Source organism: Stenotrophomonas sp. YJH_SMC_91 (assembly GCF_059368495.1).
In genome coordinates this window covers 14,614-33,557 of the sequence record NZ_JCAFRT010000001.1, presented here as the reverse complement: position 1 = coordinate 33,557, position 18,944 = coordinate 14,614, and the positions used below count along the sequence as shown (strand labels likewise).

Here is an 18,944-nt window from a genome sequence, read left to right as displayed (position 1 = left end):
GCTGCACCGCTTTTTCAGGCAAGGGCCAAGGTCAAATTCAAAGGCGGCTCTGGATTGCTGCTGGTTGGGTGGGGCGGTGTGGGTGGGCAGGACACGCCGTGAACCCATCCATGGGGGCTCGATGGCGCCATCCATGGCGCCAACGGTCCTGCCCACCCACACCACCCCACCCCCGACAGTTTCCCGGTAACGGTTGGTTTTCCACGCTTTGCGTGGAAGAGGTGTATCGGAAAACAAGAAGGGGTCGGATCCGTTTTCCTGCGGAAAACGGATCCGACCCCAATACACAGCGCGCGGCTGTTGCCGTTGCCTTTGCTCTTGCTCTTCTTTTTTTCTTTTCCTGCGGTGACGGCCACGGAAACTGTCCGTGGCCGGGCGGGTGGGTTGGCTGGGGGCGTGAGCCGCATGGATGCGGCGACCGAGCTTACATGGACGTACTTGCAGCGGCCCCCAGACAATCCACCCGCCCGGCCAAGCCCCGTATCACTGCCACCACCGCAGAGGGGGCTCAGCCCGTTGGCCGGGAAACTCAGTACCCCGCCGCCTGCCCATCCTTGCGACTCTCCGAAGCTCCGTAATAAACCCCGCTCTCGGGATCGCGCATGATCGCCTGGTACCCGCCATAAGGCCCATCGGCGAACACGATGCGATGCCCCTTGCGCATCAGCGCACGCACCGTCTCGTAGGGGAAGCCGGTCTCCAGATTCACTTCGCCGCCATCGGTCATCGCCGTGGCCTGACCCGTCGGTTCAGTCGAGCCTTCGTGCTGGATGCGCGGCGCATCACCGGCTTCCTGCAGGTTCATCCCGAAATCCACCAGGTTCATCACGATCTGCGCATGGCCCTGCGGCTGCATCGCGCCGCCCATCACGCCGAAGCTGGCATACGGCTTGCCGCCCTTGGTGATGAACCCCGGAATGATGGTCTGGAATGGACGCTTGCCCGGCGCGTAGCCGTTGGGATGGTTCTTCTGCAGCACGAACATCTCGCCACGGTCCTGCAGGATGAAACCCAGACCGGGCGGTGCCATGCCGCTGCCCATGCCACGGTAGTTGGACTGGATCAGCGAAACCATCATGCCGTCGGCGTCGGCCACGGTCATGTAGATCGTGTCGCCCTCCTCCAGCTGCTTCGGCGTGCCCGGCTGCACTTCCTTCAACGCCTTGTCCATCGAAATCAGCGCGCGGCGCTGCGCGGCGTACTCCTTGGAGATGAGCTTCTGCACCGGCGCCGGCTGGAACGCCATGTCGGCGTAGAAGCGTGCACGGTCGGCGAAGGCCAGCTTCTTCGCTTCGACAAACAGGTGCACGTGTTCCGGTGAACCGAACGGGATCTTCGAGAAGTCGTAGCCTTCCAGCACATTGAGGATCTGCAGCGCGGCGATGCCCTGGCTGTTCGGCGGCAGTTCCCAGACGTCGTAGCCGCGGTAGTTGCTGCTGACCGGTTCGACCCACTCGCCATGATGGTCAGCCATGTCCTGGTAGCTCAGGTAGCCACCGTTGGCCTTGAAGTAGTCACCGATGGTGTGGGCGATCTCGCCCTTGTAGAAGGCGTCGCGGCCACCATCGGCGATCTTCTGCAGGGTGCTGGCCAGGTTCGCGTTCTTCCACATCTCGCCCTTGCGCGGGGCGTGGCCGTTGATCGTGAACTGCTCCTTGAAGCCCGGGTACTGCGACAACTTGGGCACCGAGCGGTCCCAGTAGTAGGCGATCACCTCGGCCACCGGGTGACCCTCGCGGGCGTAGCGGATGGCCGGCGCCAGGTTGTCGGCCATCGGCTTGCGACCGAAGCGGTCGTGCAGCGCGAACCAGCCGTCGACGGCACCCGGCACCGACACCGGCAGTGGACCGGTGGCCGGGATGTCCTTCAGGCCACGGCGCTGGAACTCGGCCAGGGTGAGCGACTTCGGCGAGCGGCCCGAGCCGTTGTAGCCGTAGAGCTTCTGCGTCTTCGGATCCCACACGATGGCGAACAGGTCGCCGCCGATGCCGTTGCCGGTCGGCTCCATCAGGCCGAGCGCGGCGTTGGCGGCAATCGCCGCGTCCACTGCCGAACCGCCGCCCTTCATCACGTCCAGCGCGATCTGGGTGGCCAGTGGTTGCGAGGTCGCGGCCATCGCATGCGGGGCGATCACCTCCGAACGGGTGGCGAAGGTGTGGCCGGTGATGCGGTCGGCGGCGAAGGACAGCGCGGGTACGGCAGCCAGTACGGCGGCGGCGAGCAGGGAACGGGCAAGGCGTCGGGACACAGTCGGGTTCCGATGGACGGGTGGTTCCCCGATCTTCGCCGCTGCGGCCTTCACGCGGTATCGGACAGACGTCATGGACGTTGATCCTTGGGCGGAAAAATCCACCGGATTCCGCGCAAAAACCGCCCCGAAAGGAGTGAATTCGGGTTCACCGAAACACTTTCAGCAGCAACCATCCTTGTGCCGCAAGCGATTGCGCTGGATGCAGCGGAAACCGATAGAAAATCCGTCGCGAGGGTTGACACCGTCGAAATGGCTGTGTTTCTCTCGATCACATGTTGCATCACAACACGCCACCGCGAACCCACATCGAAGCCGCCGACACCGGCGCCGCCTCGCTGCGTTCGATTCTTGTGCTCGTACTTATTACCCAACCAACAGGTGCGGGACGAGCCAGCGTGTAAGCAACACACACACCGGAACTCTTCAAAAACCCGCACCCGCCCCGGTGCGGGTTTTTTCATTTCAGAACCTGGTTTCAGACGCAACCACCATGACCAACGCTCATCGCACAACCCGGACCTGCACCACCACGCCTTGTGGTGGCTGTGCCTGTGCGATGCGCGGCGCCTCCTCCACCGCTTTCCCCTGACCGGCCGGCACGTCACCTCGACGACCGGCCGTTCTTTTTTCTTCCCACCGCAAGGAACCTCCCCCATGAGCACCAACGACCTGCCCCAGACCAAGATCGCCGTCATCGGCTACGGCAGCCAGGGCCGCGCCCACGCACTGAACCTGCGCGAATCCGGCTTCGACGTGGTGGTAGGCCTGCGTCCGGGCGGCCCGACCGAAGCCCAGGCGCAGGCCGATGGCTTCACCGTGATCGCGCCCGCCGAGGCAGTGAAGGATGCGGACCTGGTTGCCGTGCTGACCCCGGACATGGTGCAGAAGAAGCTCTACAACGACGTGCTGGCGCCGAACATGAAACAGGGTGCATGCCTGCTGTTCGCGCACGGCCTGAACGTGCATTACGGGATGATCGAGCCGCGTGCCGACCTGGACGTGGTGCTGGTCGCGCCGAAGGGCCCCGGTGCGCTGGTGCGCCGTGAGTACGAGATCGGCCGTGGCGTGCCGTGCATCTGGGCGGTCTACCAGGACATCAGCGGCAAGGCCGCGCAGCATGCGCAGGCCTATGCGGCCGGCCTCGGCGGTGCGCGCGCCAACCTGATCCAGACCACCTTCAAGGAAGAGACCGAGACCGATCTGTTCGGTGAGCAGGCGGTGCTGTGCGGCGGTGCCTCGGCGCTGGTGCAGGCCGGTTTCGAGACCCTGGTCGAAGCCGGCTACCAGCCGGAGATCGCCTATTACGAAGTGCTGCACGAACTGAAGCTGATCGTGGACCTGTTCTATGAAGGCGGTATCTCGCGCATGTTGGAGTTCATCTCCGAGACCGCGCAGTACGGCGACTACGTCAGCGGCCCGCGCGTGATCGATGCCGGCACCAAGGAACGCATGAAGGAGGTGCTGAAGGACATCCAGGACGGCACCTTCACCAAGAACTGGGTGGCCGAGTACGAAGCGGGCCTGCCGAACTACAACAGGTTCAAGCAGGCCGACCTGGAGCACCCGATCGAGAAGGTGGGCAAGGAACTGCGCGCCAAGATGGTCTGGTTGCAAGGACAGGCCGCGTAACCACGCGGCCCTCCCCCACCCGCTTTGCAAGGTTCCCCCATGAACTCTTCGACACATCGCAGCGCGCCGCCCAACGGCGCGCGCTGGCTGACCCAGGCGCTGGAGGCCGAAGGCGTCCGCACGCTGTTCGGCTATCCCGGCGGCACCATCATGCCGTTCTACGACGCGCTGGTGGATTCGTCGCTGAAGCACATCCTGGTACGCCATGAGCAGGGCGCGGCGCTGGCCGCCAACGGCTTCGCCCGCGCCAGCAACCAGGTGGGCGTCTGCGTGGCCACCTCCGGCCCGGGCGCCTCGAACCTGGTCACCGGCATTGCCGATGCGATGCTGGATTCGGTACCGATGGTCTGCATCACCGGCCAGGTCGGCACGCCGCTGCTGGGCACCGACGCCTTCCAGGAACTGGATGTGTTCGGCCTGACGATGCCGATCGTCAAGCACAGCTGGCTGGTGCGCAGCGTCGATGACCTGCCGCGCGTGGTGGCCGATGCGTTCCGCATTGCCCGTGAGGGTCGCCCCGGCCCGGTGCTGATCGACCTGCCCAAGGATGTGCAGCTGGCCGATGCCAGCCATCTGCCGGCGCACGTGCCCAGCAGCGTCGAACCGCCGCCGGCGCCGGCCGAGGCCGCCATCGCCGAGGCCATCGCCGCGCTGGCGGCGGCCGAGAAGCCGGTGGTCTACGCAGGTGGCGGCATCGCCCTGGGTGATGCCGTGCAGGACCTGCGCGACTTCGTCGAGGCCAGTGCCATCCCCACCGTGATGACCCTGCGCGGCCTGGGTGCACTGCCGGCCCACCATCCGCAGTCGCTGGGCATGCTGGGCATGCACGGCACCCGCGCAGCCAACATGGCGGTGCAGGAAAGCGACCTGCTGCTGGTGCTGGGCGCGCGCTTCGACGACCGCGCGACCGGCAAGCTGGCCGAGTTCGCGCCATTCGCCCGCGTCGTCCACATCGATGCGGACGCCTACGAGATCTCCAAGCTGCGCACTGCCGACATCGCCGTGCCGGGCAACGTCGGTCACGCCATCCGTGCCCTGCGTGCGGCCTTCCCCTCCCCCAGGGCCCACCAGGACGCCTGGCGCAAGCGCTGTGCGCAGCACCGCGACCGCTTCGCTGCCCGCTACGACGCACCGGGCCAGCACATCTACGCCCCGGCGCTGCTGAAGCGCCTGAGCGAGCTGGCACCGACCGATGCGGTGATCGCCTGCGATGTCGGCCAGCACCAGATGTGGGTGGCCCAGCACTGCCGCTTCAACCATCCCCGCAACCACCTGACCAGTGGCGCACTGGGCACGATGGGCTTCGGCCTGCCAGCGGCGATGGGTGCGCAGTTCGCCTGTCCGGAGCGCACCGTGGTACTGGTGTCCGGCGACGGCAGCTTCATGATGAACGTGCAGGAGCTGGCGACCATCGCCCGCTGCCGCCTGCCGGTGAAGATCGTGCTGCTGGACAACAGTTCGCTGGGCATGGTGCGGCAGTGGCAGGAACTGTTCTTCGCCGAGCGTTACAGCGAGATCGACCTGTCCGACAACCCGGACTTCGTAGCCCTGGCGCAGGTGTTCGGCATTGCCGCCACCCGCATCGACAACCGCGACGACGTGGAAGGCGGCCTGGCCGCGCTGCTGGCCGAACCGGGCCCGGCACTGCTGCACGTGGCCATCGATGCACGCGCCAACGTGTGGCCGCTGGTGCCGCCGAACACCGCCAACAGCACGATGCTGGAAAGCAACCCCGCCCATGCCCGCCAGGAGACCCCCAATGCAATACCGGCTTGACCTGGTGCTGCACCCGGCCGAGGGCGCGCTGCTGCGCGTGATCGGCATGGCAGAACGCCGTGGCTTTGCGCCGCGTGCGATCAGCGGCGCACCGGTGGCCGCCGACGATGGCCGCTGGCACCTGCAGCTGGTCGTCGATGGCCAGCGCCCGGCGGAAACGCTGTGCCGGCAGATCGAGAAGATCTACGACTGCGTGTCCGTGCAGGTCACCGCCGTGGAAGGAGTATCGCCATGAACACCCGTACCGTAGCGACCACGGTGCCGGTACGGAGGCGTCTTCTTCGCCGCCCGTGCCCGCATGCGGCGGTCTTCCGCACCGCGGTGGTGGCCCATGCCGGCCGCTGACACCAGCCAGGAAAGCGATGTCGGCGACGTAAGCGTCGCCGACGTCCTGGCAGCGCAGGCCCGCCTGCGCCGCTTCCTGCCGCCCACCCCGCTGCACCACGCCGAACGCTTCGGTACCTGGCTGAAGCTGGAGAACCTGCAGCGCACCGGTTCCTACAAGGTGCGCGGCGCATTGAATGCACTGCTGGCCGGCCGCGAACGCGGCGACACCCGGCCGGTGATCTGCGCCTCGGCCGGCAACCACGCCCAGGGCGTGGCCTGGGCCGCCTATCGCCTGGATGTGCCGGCCATCACTGTGATGCCGCATGGTGCACCCGCCACAAAGATCGCCGGCGTCGCCCACTGGGGCGCGACCGTGCGCCAGCACGGCAACAGCTATGACGAGGCTTACGCCTTCGCGGTCGAACTGGCACAACGCCACGGCTACCGCTTCCTGTCCGCGTTCGACGATGCCGACGTGATCGCCGGCCAGGGCACGGTCGGCATCGAGCTGGCCGCGCACGCCCCGGACGTGGTGATCGTGCCGATCGGTGGCGGTGGCCTGGCTTCCGGCGTGGCCCTGGCGCTGAAATCACAGGGCGTGCGCGTGGTCGGCGCGCAGGTGGAAGGCGTTGATTCGATGGCACGTGCGATCCGCGGTGACGTACGCGAGATCGCACCCGTCGCCTCGCTGGCCGACGGCGTGCGGGTGAAGATCCCCGGCTTCCTGACCCGTCGCCTGTGCACCTCGCTGCTGGACGATGTGGTGATCGTGCGCGAAGCCGAACTGCGCGAAACCCTGGTCCGGCTGGCACTGGAAGAACACATCATTGCCGAGGGTGCCGGCGCGCTGGCGCTGGCCGCTGGCCGCCGCGTCGCGGGCCGCCGCAAGTGCGCGGTGGTCTCCGGCGGGAACATCGATGCCGGCGTGCTGGCCGGCCTGCTTACCGACATCCGACCGCGCCCGCCGCGCAAGCCACGGCGACGGCGCAGCGAAACACCCCGCTCGCCCGCCAAGGCCAGCGCGCCGCCCTCCCCCATGCCTTCCCCTTCCCACCTGCAAGCCGCAACGCCCGCTGTCGAGGAGATTTCCCTGTGACCACCATCGAACGAATTACCACCCCGCGCATCCGCATCTTCGACACCACCCTGCGTGACGGCGAGCAGTCCCCTGGCTGCAGCATGAGCCCGCCGCAGAAGCTGGTGATGGCGCGTGCGCTGGACGAACTGGGCGTGGACATCATCGAGACCGGCTTCCCGGCCAGCTCGCAGTCCGACCGCGAAGCGATGGCACTGATCGGCCGCGAACTGCGCCGCCCGAGCCTGACCCTGGCGGTGCTGTCTCGCTGCCTGCAGGCCGATATCGAGACCTCGGCACGCGCACTGGAAGCCGCAGCCAACCCGCGCCTGCATGTGTTCCTGTCGACCAGCCCGCTGCACCGCGAGCACAAGCTGCGCATGACCCGCGAACAGGTACTGGAGTCGGTACGCAAGCACGTATCGCTGGCCCGCTCCTACATCGACGATGTCGAATTCTCGGCCGAGGATGCCACCCGTACCGAGCTGGATTACCTGATCGAAGTCGCGCGCGTGGCGATCGCCGCCGGTGCCACCACCATCAACCTGCCCGACACCGTCGGCTTCACCACGCCGGAAGAAATCCGCGCGATGTTCCAGCAGGTCATCGCCGGCGTCGCCGACGTGCCGAACGCCGCCAATGTGATCTTCAGCGCGCACTGCCACAATGATCTGGGCCTGGCCGTGGCCAACTCGCTGGCCGCCATCGAAGGCGGCGCGCGCCAGGTCGAGTGCACCGTCAACGGCATCGGCGAGCGCGCCGGCAACTGTTCGCTGGAAGAGATCGCCATGGTGCTGAAGGTGCGCCAGGCCTTCTACGAGCAGGACAGTTCGATCAACACCCCGCGCATCGTCGGCACCTCGCAGTTGCTGCAGCGCCTGGTCGGCATGCCGGTACAGCGCAACAAGGCCATCGTCGGCGCCAACGCGTTCGCCCACGAATCGGGCATCCACCAGCACGGCATGCTGCGCCACCGCGGCACCTACGAAATCATGCGCCCGGAAGACGTGGGCTGGGAGGATTCGCAGATGGTGCTGGGCCGCCACAGTGGCCGTGCCGCTGTTGAAGCGCGCCTGCGTGCGCTGGGCTTCTGGCTGGACGAAGACGAACTGAAACTGGTGTTCGAGCAGTTCAAGGGCCTGTGCGAACAGCAGCGCGTGGTCACCGATGCCGACCTGCAGACGTTGATGCAGGGCGGCTCCAACGCGCAGGGCTACCGCCTGGCCTCGATGACCATCAGCGATGTCGGCAGCCGCGCCAACGCGCTGGTCGAACTGTCCGACCCGGACGGCAACCGCGTGGCCGAGACCGCGCAGGGCGATGGCCCGGTCGATGCGCTGTTCGGCGCGCTGTCGGCCGCTACCGGCGTGCAGCTGATGCTCGACAGCTACCACGTGCACAGCGTCGGCATCGGCGCCGATGCGCGCGGTGAGGCCAACCTGAGCGTGCGCCACGAAGGCGTGGAGTACGACGGCACCGGCACCAGCAAGGACATCATCGAAGCCTCCGCGCTGGCCTGGCTGGATGTGGCCAACCGCCTGCTGCGCCAGCGCCAGGCCACCGCCCACAACAGCACCGACGTTCCCACCCCTGCCACCGCCTGAGGAACCCGCCATGAGCGCCTTCGACACCTTCATCCCGGCCAGCGCCGCTGGCCAGCAGTGGAACGCCCAGGACTATGCGATCGACGCCGGCTTCGTCCCGCTGCTCGGCGGCGCGGTCTCGCGCCTGCTCGACCCGCGCGCCGGTGAGCGCATCCTCGACCTGGGCTGTGGCGATGGCGTACTCAGTACCGAACTGGCGCTGAGCGGCGCACGCATCCACGGCGTGGATGCTTCGCCGGAACTGGTGGTCGCCGCCCGCGCACGCGGTGTCGACGCGCAGGTGATGGACGGCCACGCGCTGTCGTTCGACAGCGAGTTCGATGCAGTGTTCAGCAATGCCGCACTGCATTGGATGACGACTCCGGACCGCGTGCTGGAAGGCGTGCGCCGCGCCCTGCGCCCCGGCGGCCGCTTTGTCGCCGAATTCGGTGGCCACGGCAACGTGGCCACGATCATCGCGGCGGTACAGGCCGCGCGCGTGGCCCACGGCCATGGCGCCAGCACCTTCCAGTGGTATTTCCCGACCGCCGATGCCTACGCCGACCGCCTGCGCCAGCATGGCTTCCAGGTGCAACTGATCGAGTGCACGCCGCGCCCGACCGCACTGCCGACCGGCGTGGCCGGCTGGCTGCGGGTCTTCGCCGCACCACTGCTGGACGACCTGCCGGCCGAGGCCCGCGCTACCGTGCGCGAGGCCGCCACCGCGTTGCTGGCCGAGCTGTCGCGCAATGCCGCCGGCCAGCCGCTGGCCGACTACGTGCGCCTGCGCGTGCTCGCCCGCCGTCGCTGACTTGACCGTTCCGTTTTCTTTACTGATGTTCGCTATTTCGTACTTCTGCCAGGCATACGCATGACTTCCGCACCCCGCACCCTGTACGACAAACTGTGGGACGCCCACGTGGTGGTTCCCGAAACCGACAGCGCCCCCGCCGTGCTGTACATCGACCTGCACCTGATCCACGAGGTGACCTCGCCGCAGGCGTTCACCGAACTGCGCGAGCGCGGCCTGTCGCCGCGCCGCCCGGACCGCACCAAGGCGACGATGGACCACTCCACGCCAACCCTGCCGCCTGCCGCCGACGGTACGCTGCCTTACGCCAGCGCCGCCTCCGAAGCGCAGGTCGCCACCCTGGCACGCAACTGCGCCGAACACGGCATCGAACTGTTCGACATGGCCTCGGACAATCGCGGCATCGTCCACGTGATCGCGCCGGAACAAGGCTTCACCCAGCCCGGCATGACCATCGTCTGCGGCGACAGCCACACCTCCACCCACGGTGCGTTCGGTTCACTGGCCTTCGGCATCGGCACCAGTGAAGTCGGCCACGTGCTGGCCACGCAGTGCCTGCTGCAGCGCAAGGCGAAGACCTTCGCGATCACCGTCGATGGCCCGCTGGCGCCCGGCGTCGGCGCCAAGGACGTGGTCCTGCACATCATCGGCGTGATCGGCGTCAACGGCGGCACCGGCCACGTCATCGAGTTCCGTGGCAGCACCATCGAAGCGATGGACATGGAACAGCGCATGACCCTGTGCAACATGTCGATCGAGGCGGGTGCGCGTGCCGGCATGGTGGCGCCGGACCAGGTCACCTTCGACTTCGTCGCTGCTACCCCGCGCGGCCCCAAGGGTGCCGACTTCGATTCGGCCGTCGCACGCTGGCAGCAGCTGCGCAGCGATGACGGCGCGCGCTTTGACAGCGAAGTGCACATCGACGCCGCCGACATCCGCCCGACCCTGACCTGGGGCACGCATCCGGGCACCGCCATCGCGGTGGATGCACCGATTCCCGCCGCCAACGATGCCGCCGCACAGAAGGGCCTGGACTACATGCATTTCCAGGCCGGCAAGGCGCTGGCGGGCACGCCGGTGGACGTGGTGTTCGTCGGCTCGTGCACCAATGGCCGCCTGAGCGACATGCGCGAGGTGGCGCAGGTGCTGCGGGGCCGTCGCGTCGCCGAGCGCGTGCGCATGCTGGTGGTGCCGGGCTCGGAGATCGTCAAGCGCGAGGCCGAGGCCGAAGGCATCCACGAGATCGTGCGCGCGGCCGGTGCCGAGTGGCGCGAGCCGGGCTGCTCGATGTGCATCGCGATGAACGGCGATCTGGTCGCCCCCGGCCAGCTGGCCGTGAGCACCAGCAACCGCAATTTCGAGGGCCGCCAAGGCCCCGGTTCGCGCACGCTGCTGGCCTCGCCGATGAGCGCCGCGTGGGCCGCAGTGAACGGGCACGTTGCCGATACCCGCGAACTGTTCGCACAGGAGGTGGCGTGATGGCCGGTTTCCGTACCCTGACCTCGGCCAGCGTGGTGCTGCGCCAGACCAACATCGACACCGACCAGATCATCCCGGCACGGTTCCTGTCCACCACCGAGCGTGCCGGCCTGGGCCGCAACGCGTTCAACGACTGGCGCTGGCAGGCCGATGGTTCACCGGTGGCCGACTTCGCCTTCAACCAGCCGCACAACGCTGGCCGCAGCATTCTGCTCGCCGGCCGCAACTTCGGCTGCGGCTCCTCGCGTGAGCATGCGCCGTGGGCGCTGACCGACCTCGGCCTGCGCGCCATCGTCAGCAGCGAGATCGCCGACATCTTCCGCGGCAATTCGCTGAAGAACGGCCTGCTGCCGATCGTGCTGGACGAGGCCGACGTGCAGGCGCTGATGCAGCGCCCGGACGATGCGCTGACCATCGACGTGGCCGCGCGCGAACTGCGCACGCCGGACGGCCGCGTCTATTCCTTCCCGCTGGATGGCTTCTCGCAGACCTGCCTGCTGGAAGGTGTCGACCAGTTGGGGTATCTGTTGGGCCGTGTCCCTGAAATCGAACGCTACGAGAGTGAGCATGCACGCTGAAATTGTTGTCCTGCCCGGTGATGGCATCGGCCCGGAAGTGGCCGCCGCGGCAGTCGCCGTCCTGAAGTCTGTCGCCACGCGCTTCAACCACACCTTCACCTTCAGCGAGCACGACATCGGTGGCATCGCCATCGACCGCCACGGCGAGCCGCTGCCGGCCTCGACGTTGACTGCCTGCCAGGCCGCCAACGCGGTGCTGCTGGGTGCGGTCGGCGGCCCGAAGTGGTCCGATCCCAACGCCAAGGTGCGCCCGGAACAGGGCCTGCTGGCGATCCGCAAGGCGCTGGGCCTGTATGCCAACCTGCGCCCGGTGCGTACCCACGAAGCCGCACTGCACGCCTCGCCGATCAAGGCCGAGCTGCTGCAGGGCGTGGACTTCGTCGTGGTACGCGAACTGACCGGTGGCATCTACTTCGGCGACAAGACCCGCGACGCCGACAGCGCCAGCGACCTGTGCCGCTACACCGTGGCCGAGATCGAACGCGTGCTGCGCAGTGCCTTCCGCCTGGCCCGGCAGCGCCGCGGCAAGGTCACCTCGGTGGACAAGGCCAACGTGCTGGAGACCTCGCGCCTGTGGCGTGACGTGGCCGCGCGCATCGGCCGCGAGGAATTCCCGGACGTTGCGCTGGAGCACCAGCTGGTCGATTCCATGGCCATGCACCTGCTGGCCAAGCCGCGCGAGTACGACGTGATCGTCACCGAGAACATGTTCGGCGACATCCTCACCGATGAGGCGTCGATGCTGGCCGGGTCGCTGGGCCTGCTGCCGTCGGCCTCGCTGGGCGAGCCGGGCGCGGTGGGCATCTACGAACCGATCCATGGTTCCGCTCCGGATATCGCTGGCAAGGGCATCGCCAATCCGTACGCGACGATCTTCAGCGCCGCGATGCTGCTGCGCCATTCGCTGGGGTTGGAAACGGAAGCCGCTGCGGTGGAAGCCGCCGTGCACGCCGTGCTGGACGATGGCGTGTTCACCACCGATCTGGCCGCCAACGGCCAGGCGGTGAGCACGGCAGCCGCCACCGACGCGGTGCTGGCCAAACTCAACTGATCCGATAGCGCCACGCCACCTGTGGCGCCTCTCCCTTCGCACATTGCGGGCAGCCACCCATGGGGTGGCTCTACTGTAGAGCCACGCCATGCGTGGCTGCATTATTTGGTGGTGTACCCACCATTGACCAGGATGGTCTGCCCGGTCATCCACCAGCCGTCGGTGACCAGGAAGCGGATCCACGGCACGATGTCGGCGATGTCGGTCAGGCCGGTGCGGGTGAACGCCGAGAGCGCGGCCGCGGTCTTGTGGTACGCCTGCGCATCGGCACTCTCGGCCGGGTAGAAGAACGGCGTGTCCATCGGGCCCGGCCCGATCGCAGTCACCGAGATGCCGCGCTCACCGAACTCCTTCGACGCGGCGCGGGTGAAATGCTCGACCGGCGCCTTGGTGCCGGCATAGCTGGAATAGAACGGCGTGAACGCACCCAGCAGTGAGGTGACCAGAGTGCAGATGCGGCCACCGTCGTTGACGTGGCGTCCAGCCTCCTTGAGGAAGAAGAACGCGGCCTTGGCGTTGACCGCGCTCATCTCGTCGTACTCCGCTTCGCTGATCTCCAGCAGCGGCTTCTTCAGCACCTTGCCGACCGTATTGATGGCGATGTCGGGACGGCCGACTGCGGCCACGGCATCGGCGAACAAGCGCTCCATCGCTGCCGCCGACGTCAGGTCGCCCTGCAGGGCAACGGCCTTGCTGCCAGCGGCCTGCACGGCGGCGACGGTCGCCTCTGCATCGGCCTGGGTGGCGGCGCTGTTGTAGTGGATGACGATGGCTTTGGCGCCCTGGCTGGCGAAGTCGCGGGCGATCAGTCCGCCCAGGTTCTTGGCGCCACCGGCGATCAGCACGGTCTTGCCCTTGAGGGAATGGTCGGTCATGGCCTCGGTCTCGGAAGTGGGCTGTCCGGGGTGGCAACCCTGCCCTGACGACGATATCGTGCAGAAAATGCGGATAAAGCCCGCCGCATTGACTTAACCTTCCAGAGCCAGCGAACAATGGACCGGATCGATCGCTTCCGCATCTTCACCCGGGTGGTGGAGTGCGCCAGCTTCACCCGCGCCGCCGACCAGCTCGGCCTGCCCCGCTCCACCGTCTCGGCAGCCATTGCGGAGCTGGAGCAGCGGCTCGGTACCCGCCTGCTGCAGCGTTCGACCCGCAGGGTGTCGACCACCCACGACGGCGACGTGTTCCATGCCCGCTGCCTGCGCCTGATCGCCGAGGTTGAAGACGCCGAATCGCTGTTCCGGCAGGACGATGCGCAGCCGGTGGGTCTGCTGAAGATCGACGTGCCCAGTCGCATCGGCCGCCGCATCATCGCCCCGGCGCTGCCCGACTTCTTCGCGCGCCATCCGCAGGTGGAAGTCGACCTGGGCATGACCGACCGCGCGGTGAACCTGATCGAAGACGGCTGCGATGCGGTGCTGCGGGTCGGGCAGCTGGGCGATTCCAGCCTGGTGGCGCGCACACTGGGCCAGCTCGACTTCGTCAACGTTGCCGCGCCGGCCTACCTGCGCGAGTACGGTGTGCCGCAGCAACCTGCCGACCTGCAGCAGCATCGGGCGGTGAACTATGCATCGCCGACGACAGCGCGGGTGGAAGCGTGGGAGTGGCAGGAGGACACGCAGCTACGCACATTGCCGATGCCCGGCTGGGTGCGGGTGAACAGTGCAGAAGCGTCGATCGCGTGCTGCGTGGCGGGGCTGGGGCTGCTGCAGATTCCGCGCTACGACGTGCAGGCCGAACTGCAGTCAGGCGCATTGGTGGAGGTGATGCCGCAGCATGTGGCGCAGCCGTTACCGGTGACCCTGCTGCAGCCGCATCGGCAGCACCGCGCACAACGCGTGCAGGTATTCATCGAATGGCTGCTGCCAGTGCTACGGAGCGGCCTGCAGCTACAGTAGATCCACGCCATGCGTGGATGGATGCATCCGTGCCAACCAAGGTTGGCACCCACCACATCATGGATGGGGTCAGATCCCTTTCCCTCCGGGAAAGGGATCTGACCCCGGTCGTGACCCCGGTCGGGCGTTACGCCCCGGATTCGTCCGGCTTGACCCGGAACCACGCCGCGTAGAGCGCCGGCAGGAACACCAGGGTCAGCACCGTGCCGACGATCAGGCCGCCCATGATCGAGATCGCCATCGAGCCATAGAACGCGCTGCGCGACAGCGGAATCATCGCCAGCACGGCCGCCAGCGCGGTCAGTACGATCGGGCGGAAGCGGCGCACCGTCGCATCGATGATCGAATGCCAGCGGTCATGCCCGGCATCGATGTCCTGCTGGATCTGGTCGATCAGGATCACCGAGTTGCGCATGATCATGCCGGCCAGCGCGATCGTGCCCAGCAGTGCCACGAAGCCGAACGGCGCGCGGAACAGCAGCAGGAACAACGTCGCGCCGATGATGCCCAGCGGCGCGGTCACCAGCACCATCGCCGCACGCGAGAAGCTGCGCAGCTGCAGCATCAGCAGCGTGGCCACCACCACCAGGAACAGCGGCATGCCGGCCTTGATCGAGTTCTGGCCACGTGCCGAATCCTCCACGGTACCGCCGGTTTCCAGCAGGTAACCGTTCGGCAGCTCGGCACGGATGCCATCCAGCGTCGGCAGGATCTGATGCACCACGTCCAGGGGCTGCATGCCATCGCTGATGTCGGCACGCACGGTCACCGTCGGCAGGCGGTTGCGGTGCCAGATGATGCCGTCCTCGAAGCCGTACTCCATCGTCGCCACCTGCGACAGCGTGATGCTGCCGCCGTTGGCGGTCGGCATCGACAGGCTGGACAGCAGCTCCAGCTGGTTGCGCTCATCGGCCGGGCCACGCAGCAGCATCTCGATCTGGCGGTTGCCTTCGCGGTACACGCTCACCGACTGCCCGGCCAGCGAACTGGACAGGAACTGGCTGACCTGGGCACTGCTCACGCCCAGCGCCCGCGCACGCTCCTGGTCGATCACCAGCCGCACCACCTTGCTCGGCTCGCTCCAGTCCAGGTTGACGTTCATCACGTGCGGGTTCTCGCGCACCTTGGCCTCGACCTGGCGCGCGATCGCCTGCACCCTCTCGATGTGCTCGCCGGAAATGCGCATCTGCACCGGATAGCCGACCGGCGGGCCGTTCTCCAGGCGGGTCACGCGCATCTGCACGTCCGGGAACTTCGGAATCACCTCGTGCAGCAGCCAGTCACGGGTGCTTTCGCGCGCCTTGATGTCCTTGGCCAGTACCACGAACTGGGCGAAGTTGGTGGCCGGCAGCTGCTGGTCCAGCGGCAGGTAGAAGCGCGGCGAACCGGTGCCCACGTAGGACACGTAGTTGGCGATGCCCTCGCGGCTGGACAGCAGCTTCTCCAGCTTCTCGGCCTGGGCCTGGGTCGAGCGCAGCGATGCGCCCTCGGCCAGCTCGATGTCCACCATCAGTTCCGGCCGGGTCGAATCCGGGAAGAACTGCTGCGGCACGAAGCGGAACATCATCAGCGAGAACACGAACAGGGCAATGGTCGCGGCAATCACCCACCAGCGGTGGCGCAGGCAGCCATCGAGGAAGCGACGGAAGCTGCGGTAGAACGGGCGCTGGTACGGATCGTGGTCGTGCCCGTGCTGCGGCGGCGCGATCAGGTTGGCCAGCGCCGGATAGCGGTCGGCCCACTGCTGGCGCTTGGCATGCCAGCGCGCGGACACGCTGCCCGGCTTCGGCGGCTGCGGATTGAACAGGTCCGGCAGCATCTTGTCGCCCAGGTACGGGATGAACAGCACCGCCGCGATCCACGACACCACCAGCGCGATGGTCACCACCTGGAACAGCGAACGCGTGTACTCACCGGTGCTCGAGGCCGCCGTAGCGATGGGCAGGAAGCCGGCCGCCGTGATCAGCGTGCCGGTCAGCATCGGGAACGCCGTGGATTCCCAGGCGAAACTGGCCGCGCGCAGGCGGTCGTAACCCTGCTCCATCTTGGTGGCCATCATCTCCACCGCGATGATCGCATCGTCCACCAGCAGGCCCAGCGCCAGCACCAGTGCACCCAGCGAAATCTTGTGCAGGCCGATGTCGAAGTAGTGCATGACGAAGAAGGTCATCGCCAGCACCAGTGGAATGGTCACGCCCACCACCAGGCCGGTGCGCAGGCCCAGCGAGAAGAAACTGACCAGCAGCACGATCACCACCGCTTCGGTCAGCACCTGCACGAACTCGCCGACCGACTCTTCCACCGACTGCGGCTGGTCGGACACCTTGCGCAGCTGCATGCCCGCCGGCAGGGTCTTCTGCAGGCGCTCGAACTCGGCATCGAGATTGGCGCCGAGCTTGAGGATGTCACCGCCATCCTTCATCGCCACTGCCAGGCCGATGGCCTCTTCACCCATGAAGCGCATCTTCGGCGACGCCGGATCGGCGAAGCCACGCTTGACCTCGGCGATGTCGCCCAGATGCACGGTGCGGTCACCGGCGCGGATCGGGAACTGGCGGATCGCTTCGATGTCGTTGAACTGGCCGGTCACGCGCAGCTGCACGCGGTCGGTGGCGGTCTCGAAGAAGCTGGTGCCGGTGACCGCATTCTGGTCGGCCAGCGCCTGCTGTACCTGCTGCATCGACACACCCAGCGTGGCCAGGCGGGTGTTGGACAGCTCGATCCACACCTTCTCGTCCTGCAGGCCGACCAGGTCGATCTTGCCGACATCGGGAACGCGCTGCAGTTCCAGCTGGATGCGGTCGGCGTAGTCGCGCATCACCGCGTAGTCGAAGCCCTTGCCGGTCAACGCATAGATGTTGCCGTAGGTGTCGCCGAACTCATCGTTGAAGAACGGACCGACGATCTCGCGCGGCAGCGTCGCACGGATGTCGCCCACGCGCTTGCGCACCTGGTACCACAGGTCCGGGATCTGCCTGGAACGCAGGCTGTCGCGGGCCATGAAGATGACCTGCGATTCGCCGGGGCGCGAATAGGAGCGGATGAACTCGTACTCGCCGGTGTTCATCAGCGCCTTCTCGATCGGCTCGGTCACCTGCCGCGAGACCTGTTCGGCGGTGGCGCCCGGCCACAGCGTGCGCACCACCATCGCCTTGAAGGTGAATGGTGGATCCTCGGACTGGCCCAGATGCTTGTACGACCACGCGCCGATCAAGGCGAAGGCGAGCATCGCAAACAGCACCAGCGGGCGATTGGCCAGCGCCCACTCGGAAAGATTGAAGCGGCGCACCGGCTTACTCCTTGGCCTTGGCGGCAGCGGCCGGCGCGGCCGGCTTCAGCACCGGGCGGTTCTGCCGGTCCACGGCGATCACCGGCTGGCCCGCTCGCAGCAGGTGGCCACCGGCGGCAACCACCCAGTCACCCGCGTTCACGCCGGACAGCACCGGCACGGTCTCGCTGCCAAACGCACCGGTGGTGACCGGGGCGGCCTTCAGCGTGCTGTTGGCCGGATCGACCACCCACACGCTGGCGGCACCGTTGGCACCGCGCTGCAGCGCGCCCAGCGGCAGCTGCAGGGTACCGTGGCGACCGGCGCTGCTGTAGACGCGTGCGCTCTGGCCCAGTTCGACATCGGCCAGCGCATCGGCGGCCAGGCTGACGCGGGTGGCATAGGTGCGTGCCTGCGGATCGGCGGCGGCGGCGATCTCGCGGATCGTACCGGGCAGGCGCTGGCCCGGGCGGTTCCACAGTTCCACCTCGACCGGCTGGCCGACCGCGTAGTCGCGGATGGTCGCCTCGGGCAGGTCGATCAGCACTTCGCGGCCGCCATCGGCGGCCAGGTTGAAGATGGTCTGGCCGGCGGACACCACCTGCCCGGCTTCGGCCTCGCGGCTGGCGATCACGCCATCGGCCGGCGCGCGCAGCTGCGCGTAGTCAGCCTGGTTGCGCAGCACATCGAGGTTGGCGCGGGCCGCATTGGCCTGGCCCTGCGCGGCCTTGAACGCCGCGGACTGCTGGTCCAGCTGCGAGCGGCTGACCAGTTGCTGGTCGGCCAGCACCTGGTAGCGCTTCAGGTCATCGCGGGCACGCACCAGGTCGGCCTCGGCCGCAGCCAGCTGCGCCTGCGAGGCACGGGCCTGCAGCGCGAAGTCAGCCACGTCCAGTTCGGCCAGCACGTCGCCCTTCTTCACCCGCTGGCCAGCATCGACGTGGCGCTTGACCAGGTTGCCTCCGACGCGGAACGACAGCGGGCTTTCCTGACGGGCACGCACCGTGCCCGGGAATGCCGCCGGCGCCTGTCCGGCCTGTTCGCCGGGGTGAACCACCAGTACCGGCACGGCCGCCTGCGGCGCCTGTTCCTGTCCCGAACAGGCTGCCAGCGCAGCCACCCACACCATACCGCCCATCCAGCGCACGATCTTCATCGGTCAACGTCCTGAAAACGCAGGGTTGCAACAAGGGGGAGCCGCGACTGCCGGCCCAATTT

General features: G+C 67.4%; 14 protein-coding genes. 10 read left to right on the top strand and 4 right to left on the bottom strand.

Going from position 1 to position 18,944, the window contains the following annotated elements:
* Positions 1 to 529 precede the first annotated feature (529 nt).
* Positions 530 to 2,248, bottom strand: a complete 1,719-nt coding sequence (gene ggt, locus AC5P5X_RS00135) for a gamma-glutamyltransferase (RefSeq protein WP_032966077.1) — start codon at positions 2,246 to 2,248, stop codon at positions 530 to 532.
* 657 nt (positions 2,249 to 2,905) lie between these two features.
* Here ggt and ilvC point away from each other — a divergent pair.
* The 9 genes from ilvC to leuB all read left to right on the top strand — a co-directional run bounded on the left by ilvC (position 2,906) and on the right by leuB (position 12,560).
* Complete coding sequence (ilvC, locus tag AC5P5X_RS00130) at positions 2,906 to 3,880, top strand: ketol-acid reductoisomerase (protein ID WP_099527282.1); 975 nt, start codon at positions 2,906 to 2,908, stop codon at positions 3,878 to 3,880.
* Positions 3,881 to 3,919: 39 nt separating this feature from the next.
* On the top strand, positions 3,920 to 5,656 hold the full coding sequence (gene ilvG / locus AC5P5X_RS00125; protein ID WP_005414404.1) for an acetolactate synthase 2 catalytic subunit: 1,737 nt from the start codon (positions 3,920 to 3,922) through the stop codon (positions 5,654 to 5,656).
* Complete coding sequence (locus AC5P5X_RS00120; RefSeq protein ID WP_005410947.1) at positions 5,640 to 5,891, top strand: ACT domain-containing protein; 252 nt, start codon at positions 5,640 to 5,642, stop codon at positions 5,889 to 5,891. Before ilvG ends, AC5P5X_RS00120 begins: the two co-directional genes overlap by 17 nt.
* 96 nt (positions 5,892 to 5,987) lie before the next feature.
* Positions 5,988 to 7,079, top strand: coding sequence for a threonine dehydratase (locus AC5P5X_RS00115; RefSeq protein WP_033835631.1), 1,092 nt, complete (start codon positions 5,988 to 5,990; stop codon positions 7,077 to 7,079).
* Positions 7,076 to 8,662, top strand: a complete 1,587-nt coding sequence (locus AC5P5X_RS00110; RefSeq protein ID WP_099527283.1) for a 2-isopropylmalate synthase — start codon at positions 7,076 to 7,078, stop codon at positions 8,660 to 8,662. Before AC5P5X_RS00115 ends, AC5P5X_RS00110 begins: the two co-directional genes overlap by 4 nt.
* 10 nt (positions 8,663 to 8,672) lie before the next feature.
* The gene (locus tag AC5P5X_RS00105) at positions 8,673 to 9,452 is read left to right on the top strand and encodes a class I SAM-dependent methyltransferase (protein ID WP_049460236.1); all 780 of its coding nucleotides are present in this window, start codon (positions 8,673 to 8,675) and stop codon (positions 9,450 to 9,452) included.
* A 60-nt stretch (positions 9,453 to 9,512) separates the two neighbouring features.
* On the top strand, positions 9,513 to 10,931 hold the full coding sequence (gene leuC / locus AC5P5X_RS00100) for a 3-isopropylmalate dehydratase large subunit (RefSeq protein WP_111189357.1): 1,419 nt from the start codon (positions 9,513 to 9,515) through the stop codon (positions 10,929 to 10,931).
* A complete protein-coding gene (gene leuD, locus AC5P5X_RS00095) occupies positions 10,931 to 11,509 on the top strand; it encodes a 3-isopropylmalate dehydratase small subunit (protein WP_099483929.1) in 579 nt (192 codons plus the stop codon). Before leuC ends, leuD begins: the two co-directional genes overlap by 1 nt.
* Complete coding sequence (leuB, locus tag AC5P5X_RS00090) at positions 11,499 to 12,560, top strand: 3-isopropylmalate dehydrogenase (protein WP_099483930.1); 1,062 nt, start codon at positions 11,499 to 11,501, stop codon at positions 12,558 to 12,560. Before leuD ends, leuB begins: the two co-directional genes overlap by 11 nt.
* Before the next feature lie 101 nt (positions 12,561 to 12,661).
* On the opposite strand, the gene AC5P5X_RS00085 is transcribed toward leuB, so the two are convergent.
* A complete protein-coding gene (locus AC5P5X_RS00085) occupies positions 12,662 to 13,435 on the bottom strand; it encodes an SDR family oxidoreductase (protein WP_005414410.1) in 774 nt (257 codons plus the stop codon).
* A gap of 117 nt (positions 13,436 to 13,552) precedes the next feature.
* On the opposite strand from AC5P5X_RS00085, the gene AC5P5X_RS00080 reads away from it, so the two are divergent.
* Positions 13,553 to 14,458, top strand: a complete 906-nt coding sequence (locus tag AC5P5X_RS00080; protein WP_495215871.1) for a LysR family transcriptional regulator — start codon at positions 13,553 to 13,555, stop codon at positions 14,456 to 14,458.
* A 127-nt stretch (positions 14,459 to 14,585) separates the two neighbouring features.
* Here the strand turns inward: AC5P5X_RS00080 and AC5P5X_RS00075 are convergent, their stop codons facing one another.
* Positions 14,586 to 17,747 (bottom strand): efflux RND transporter permease subunit, encoded by a 3,162-nt coding sequence (locus tag AC5P5X_RS00075; protein ID WP_111189356.1) that lies wholly within the window; start codon positions 17,745 to 17,747, stop codon positions 14,586 to 14,588.
* A 4-nt stretch (positions 17,748 to 17,751) separates the two neighbouring features.
* Entirely contained in the window at positions 17,752 to 18,882 is a 1,131-nt protein-coding gene (locus AC5P5X_RS00070; RefSeq protein WP_012481207.1) for an efflux RND transporter periplasmic adaptor subunit, read from the bottom strand.
* Positions 18,883 to 18,944 lie beyond the last annotated feature (62 nt).

What these genes read in the sequence shown, in the direction of transcription:
- ilvC (WP_099527282.1), top strand. Translation starts at nt 2,906, where the DNA reads ATGAGCACCAACGACCTGCCCCAGACCAAGATCGCCGTCATCGGCTAC.
- ilvG (WP_005414404.1), top strand. Translation starts at nt 3,920, where the DNA reads ATGAACTCTTCGACACATCGCAGCGCGCCGCCCAACGGCGCGCGCTGG.
- AC5P5X_RS00120 (WP_005410947.1), top strand. Translation starts at nt 5,640, where the DNA reads ATGCAATACCGGCTTGACCTGGTGCTGCACCCGGCCGAGGGCGCGCTG.
- AC5P5X_RS00115 (WP_033835631.1), top strand. Translation starts at nt 5,988, where the DNA reads ATGCCGGCCGCTGACACCAGCCAGGAAAGCGATGTCGGCGACGTAAGC.
- AC5P5X_RS00105 (WP_049460236.1), top strand. Translation starts at nt 8,673, where the DNA reads ATGAGCGCCTTCGACACCTTCATCCCGGCCAGCGCCGCTGGCCAGCAG.
- leuC (WP_111189357.1), top strand. Translation starts at nt 9,513, where the DNA reads ATGACTTCCGCACCCCGCACCCTGTACGACAAACTGTGGGACGCCCAC.
- leuD (WP_099483929.1), top strand. Translation starts at nt 10,931, where the DNA reads ATGGCCGGTTTCCGTACCCTGACCTCGGCCAGCGTGGTGCTGCGCCAG.
- leuB (WP_099483930.1), top strand. Translation starts at nt 11,499, where the DNA reads ATGCACGCTGAAATTGTTGTCCTGCCCGGTGATGGCATCGGCCCGGAA.
- AC5P5X_RS00085 (WP_005414410.1), bottom strand. Translation starts at nt 13,435, where the DNA reads ATGACCGACCATTCCCTCAAGGGCAAGACCGTGCTGATCGCCGGTGGC.
- AC5P5X_RS00080 (WP_495215871.1), top strand. Translation starts at nt 13,553, where the DNA reads ATGGACCGGATCGATCGCTTCCGCATCTTCACCCGGGTGGTGGAGTGC.
- AC5P5X_RS00070 (WP_012481207.1), bottom strand. Translation starts at nt 18,882, where the DNA reads ATGAAGATCGTGCGCTGGATGGGCGGTATGGTGTGGGTGGCTGCGCTG.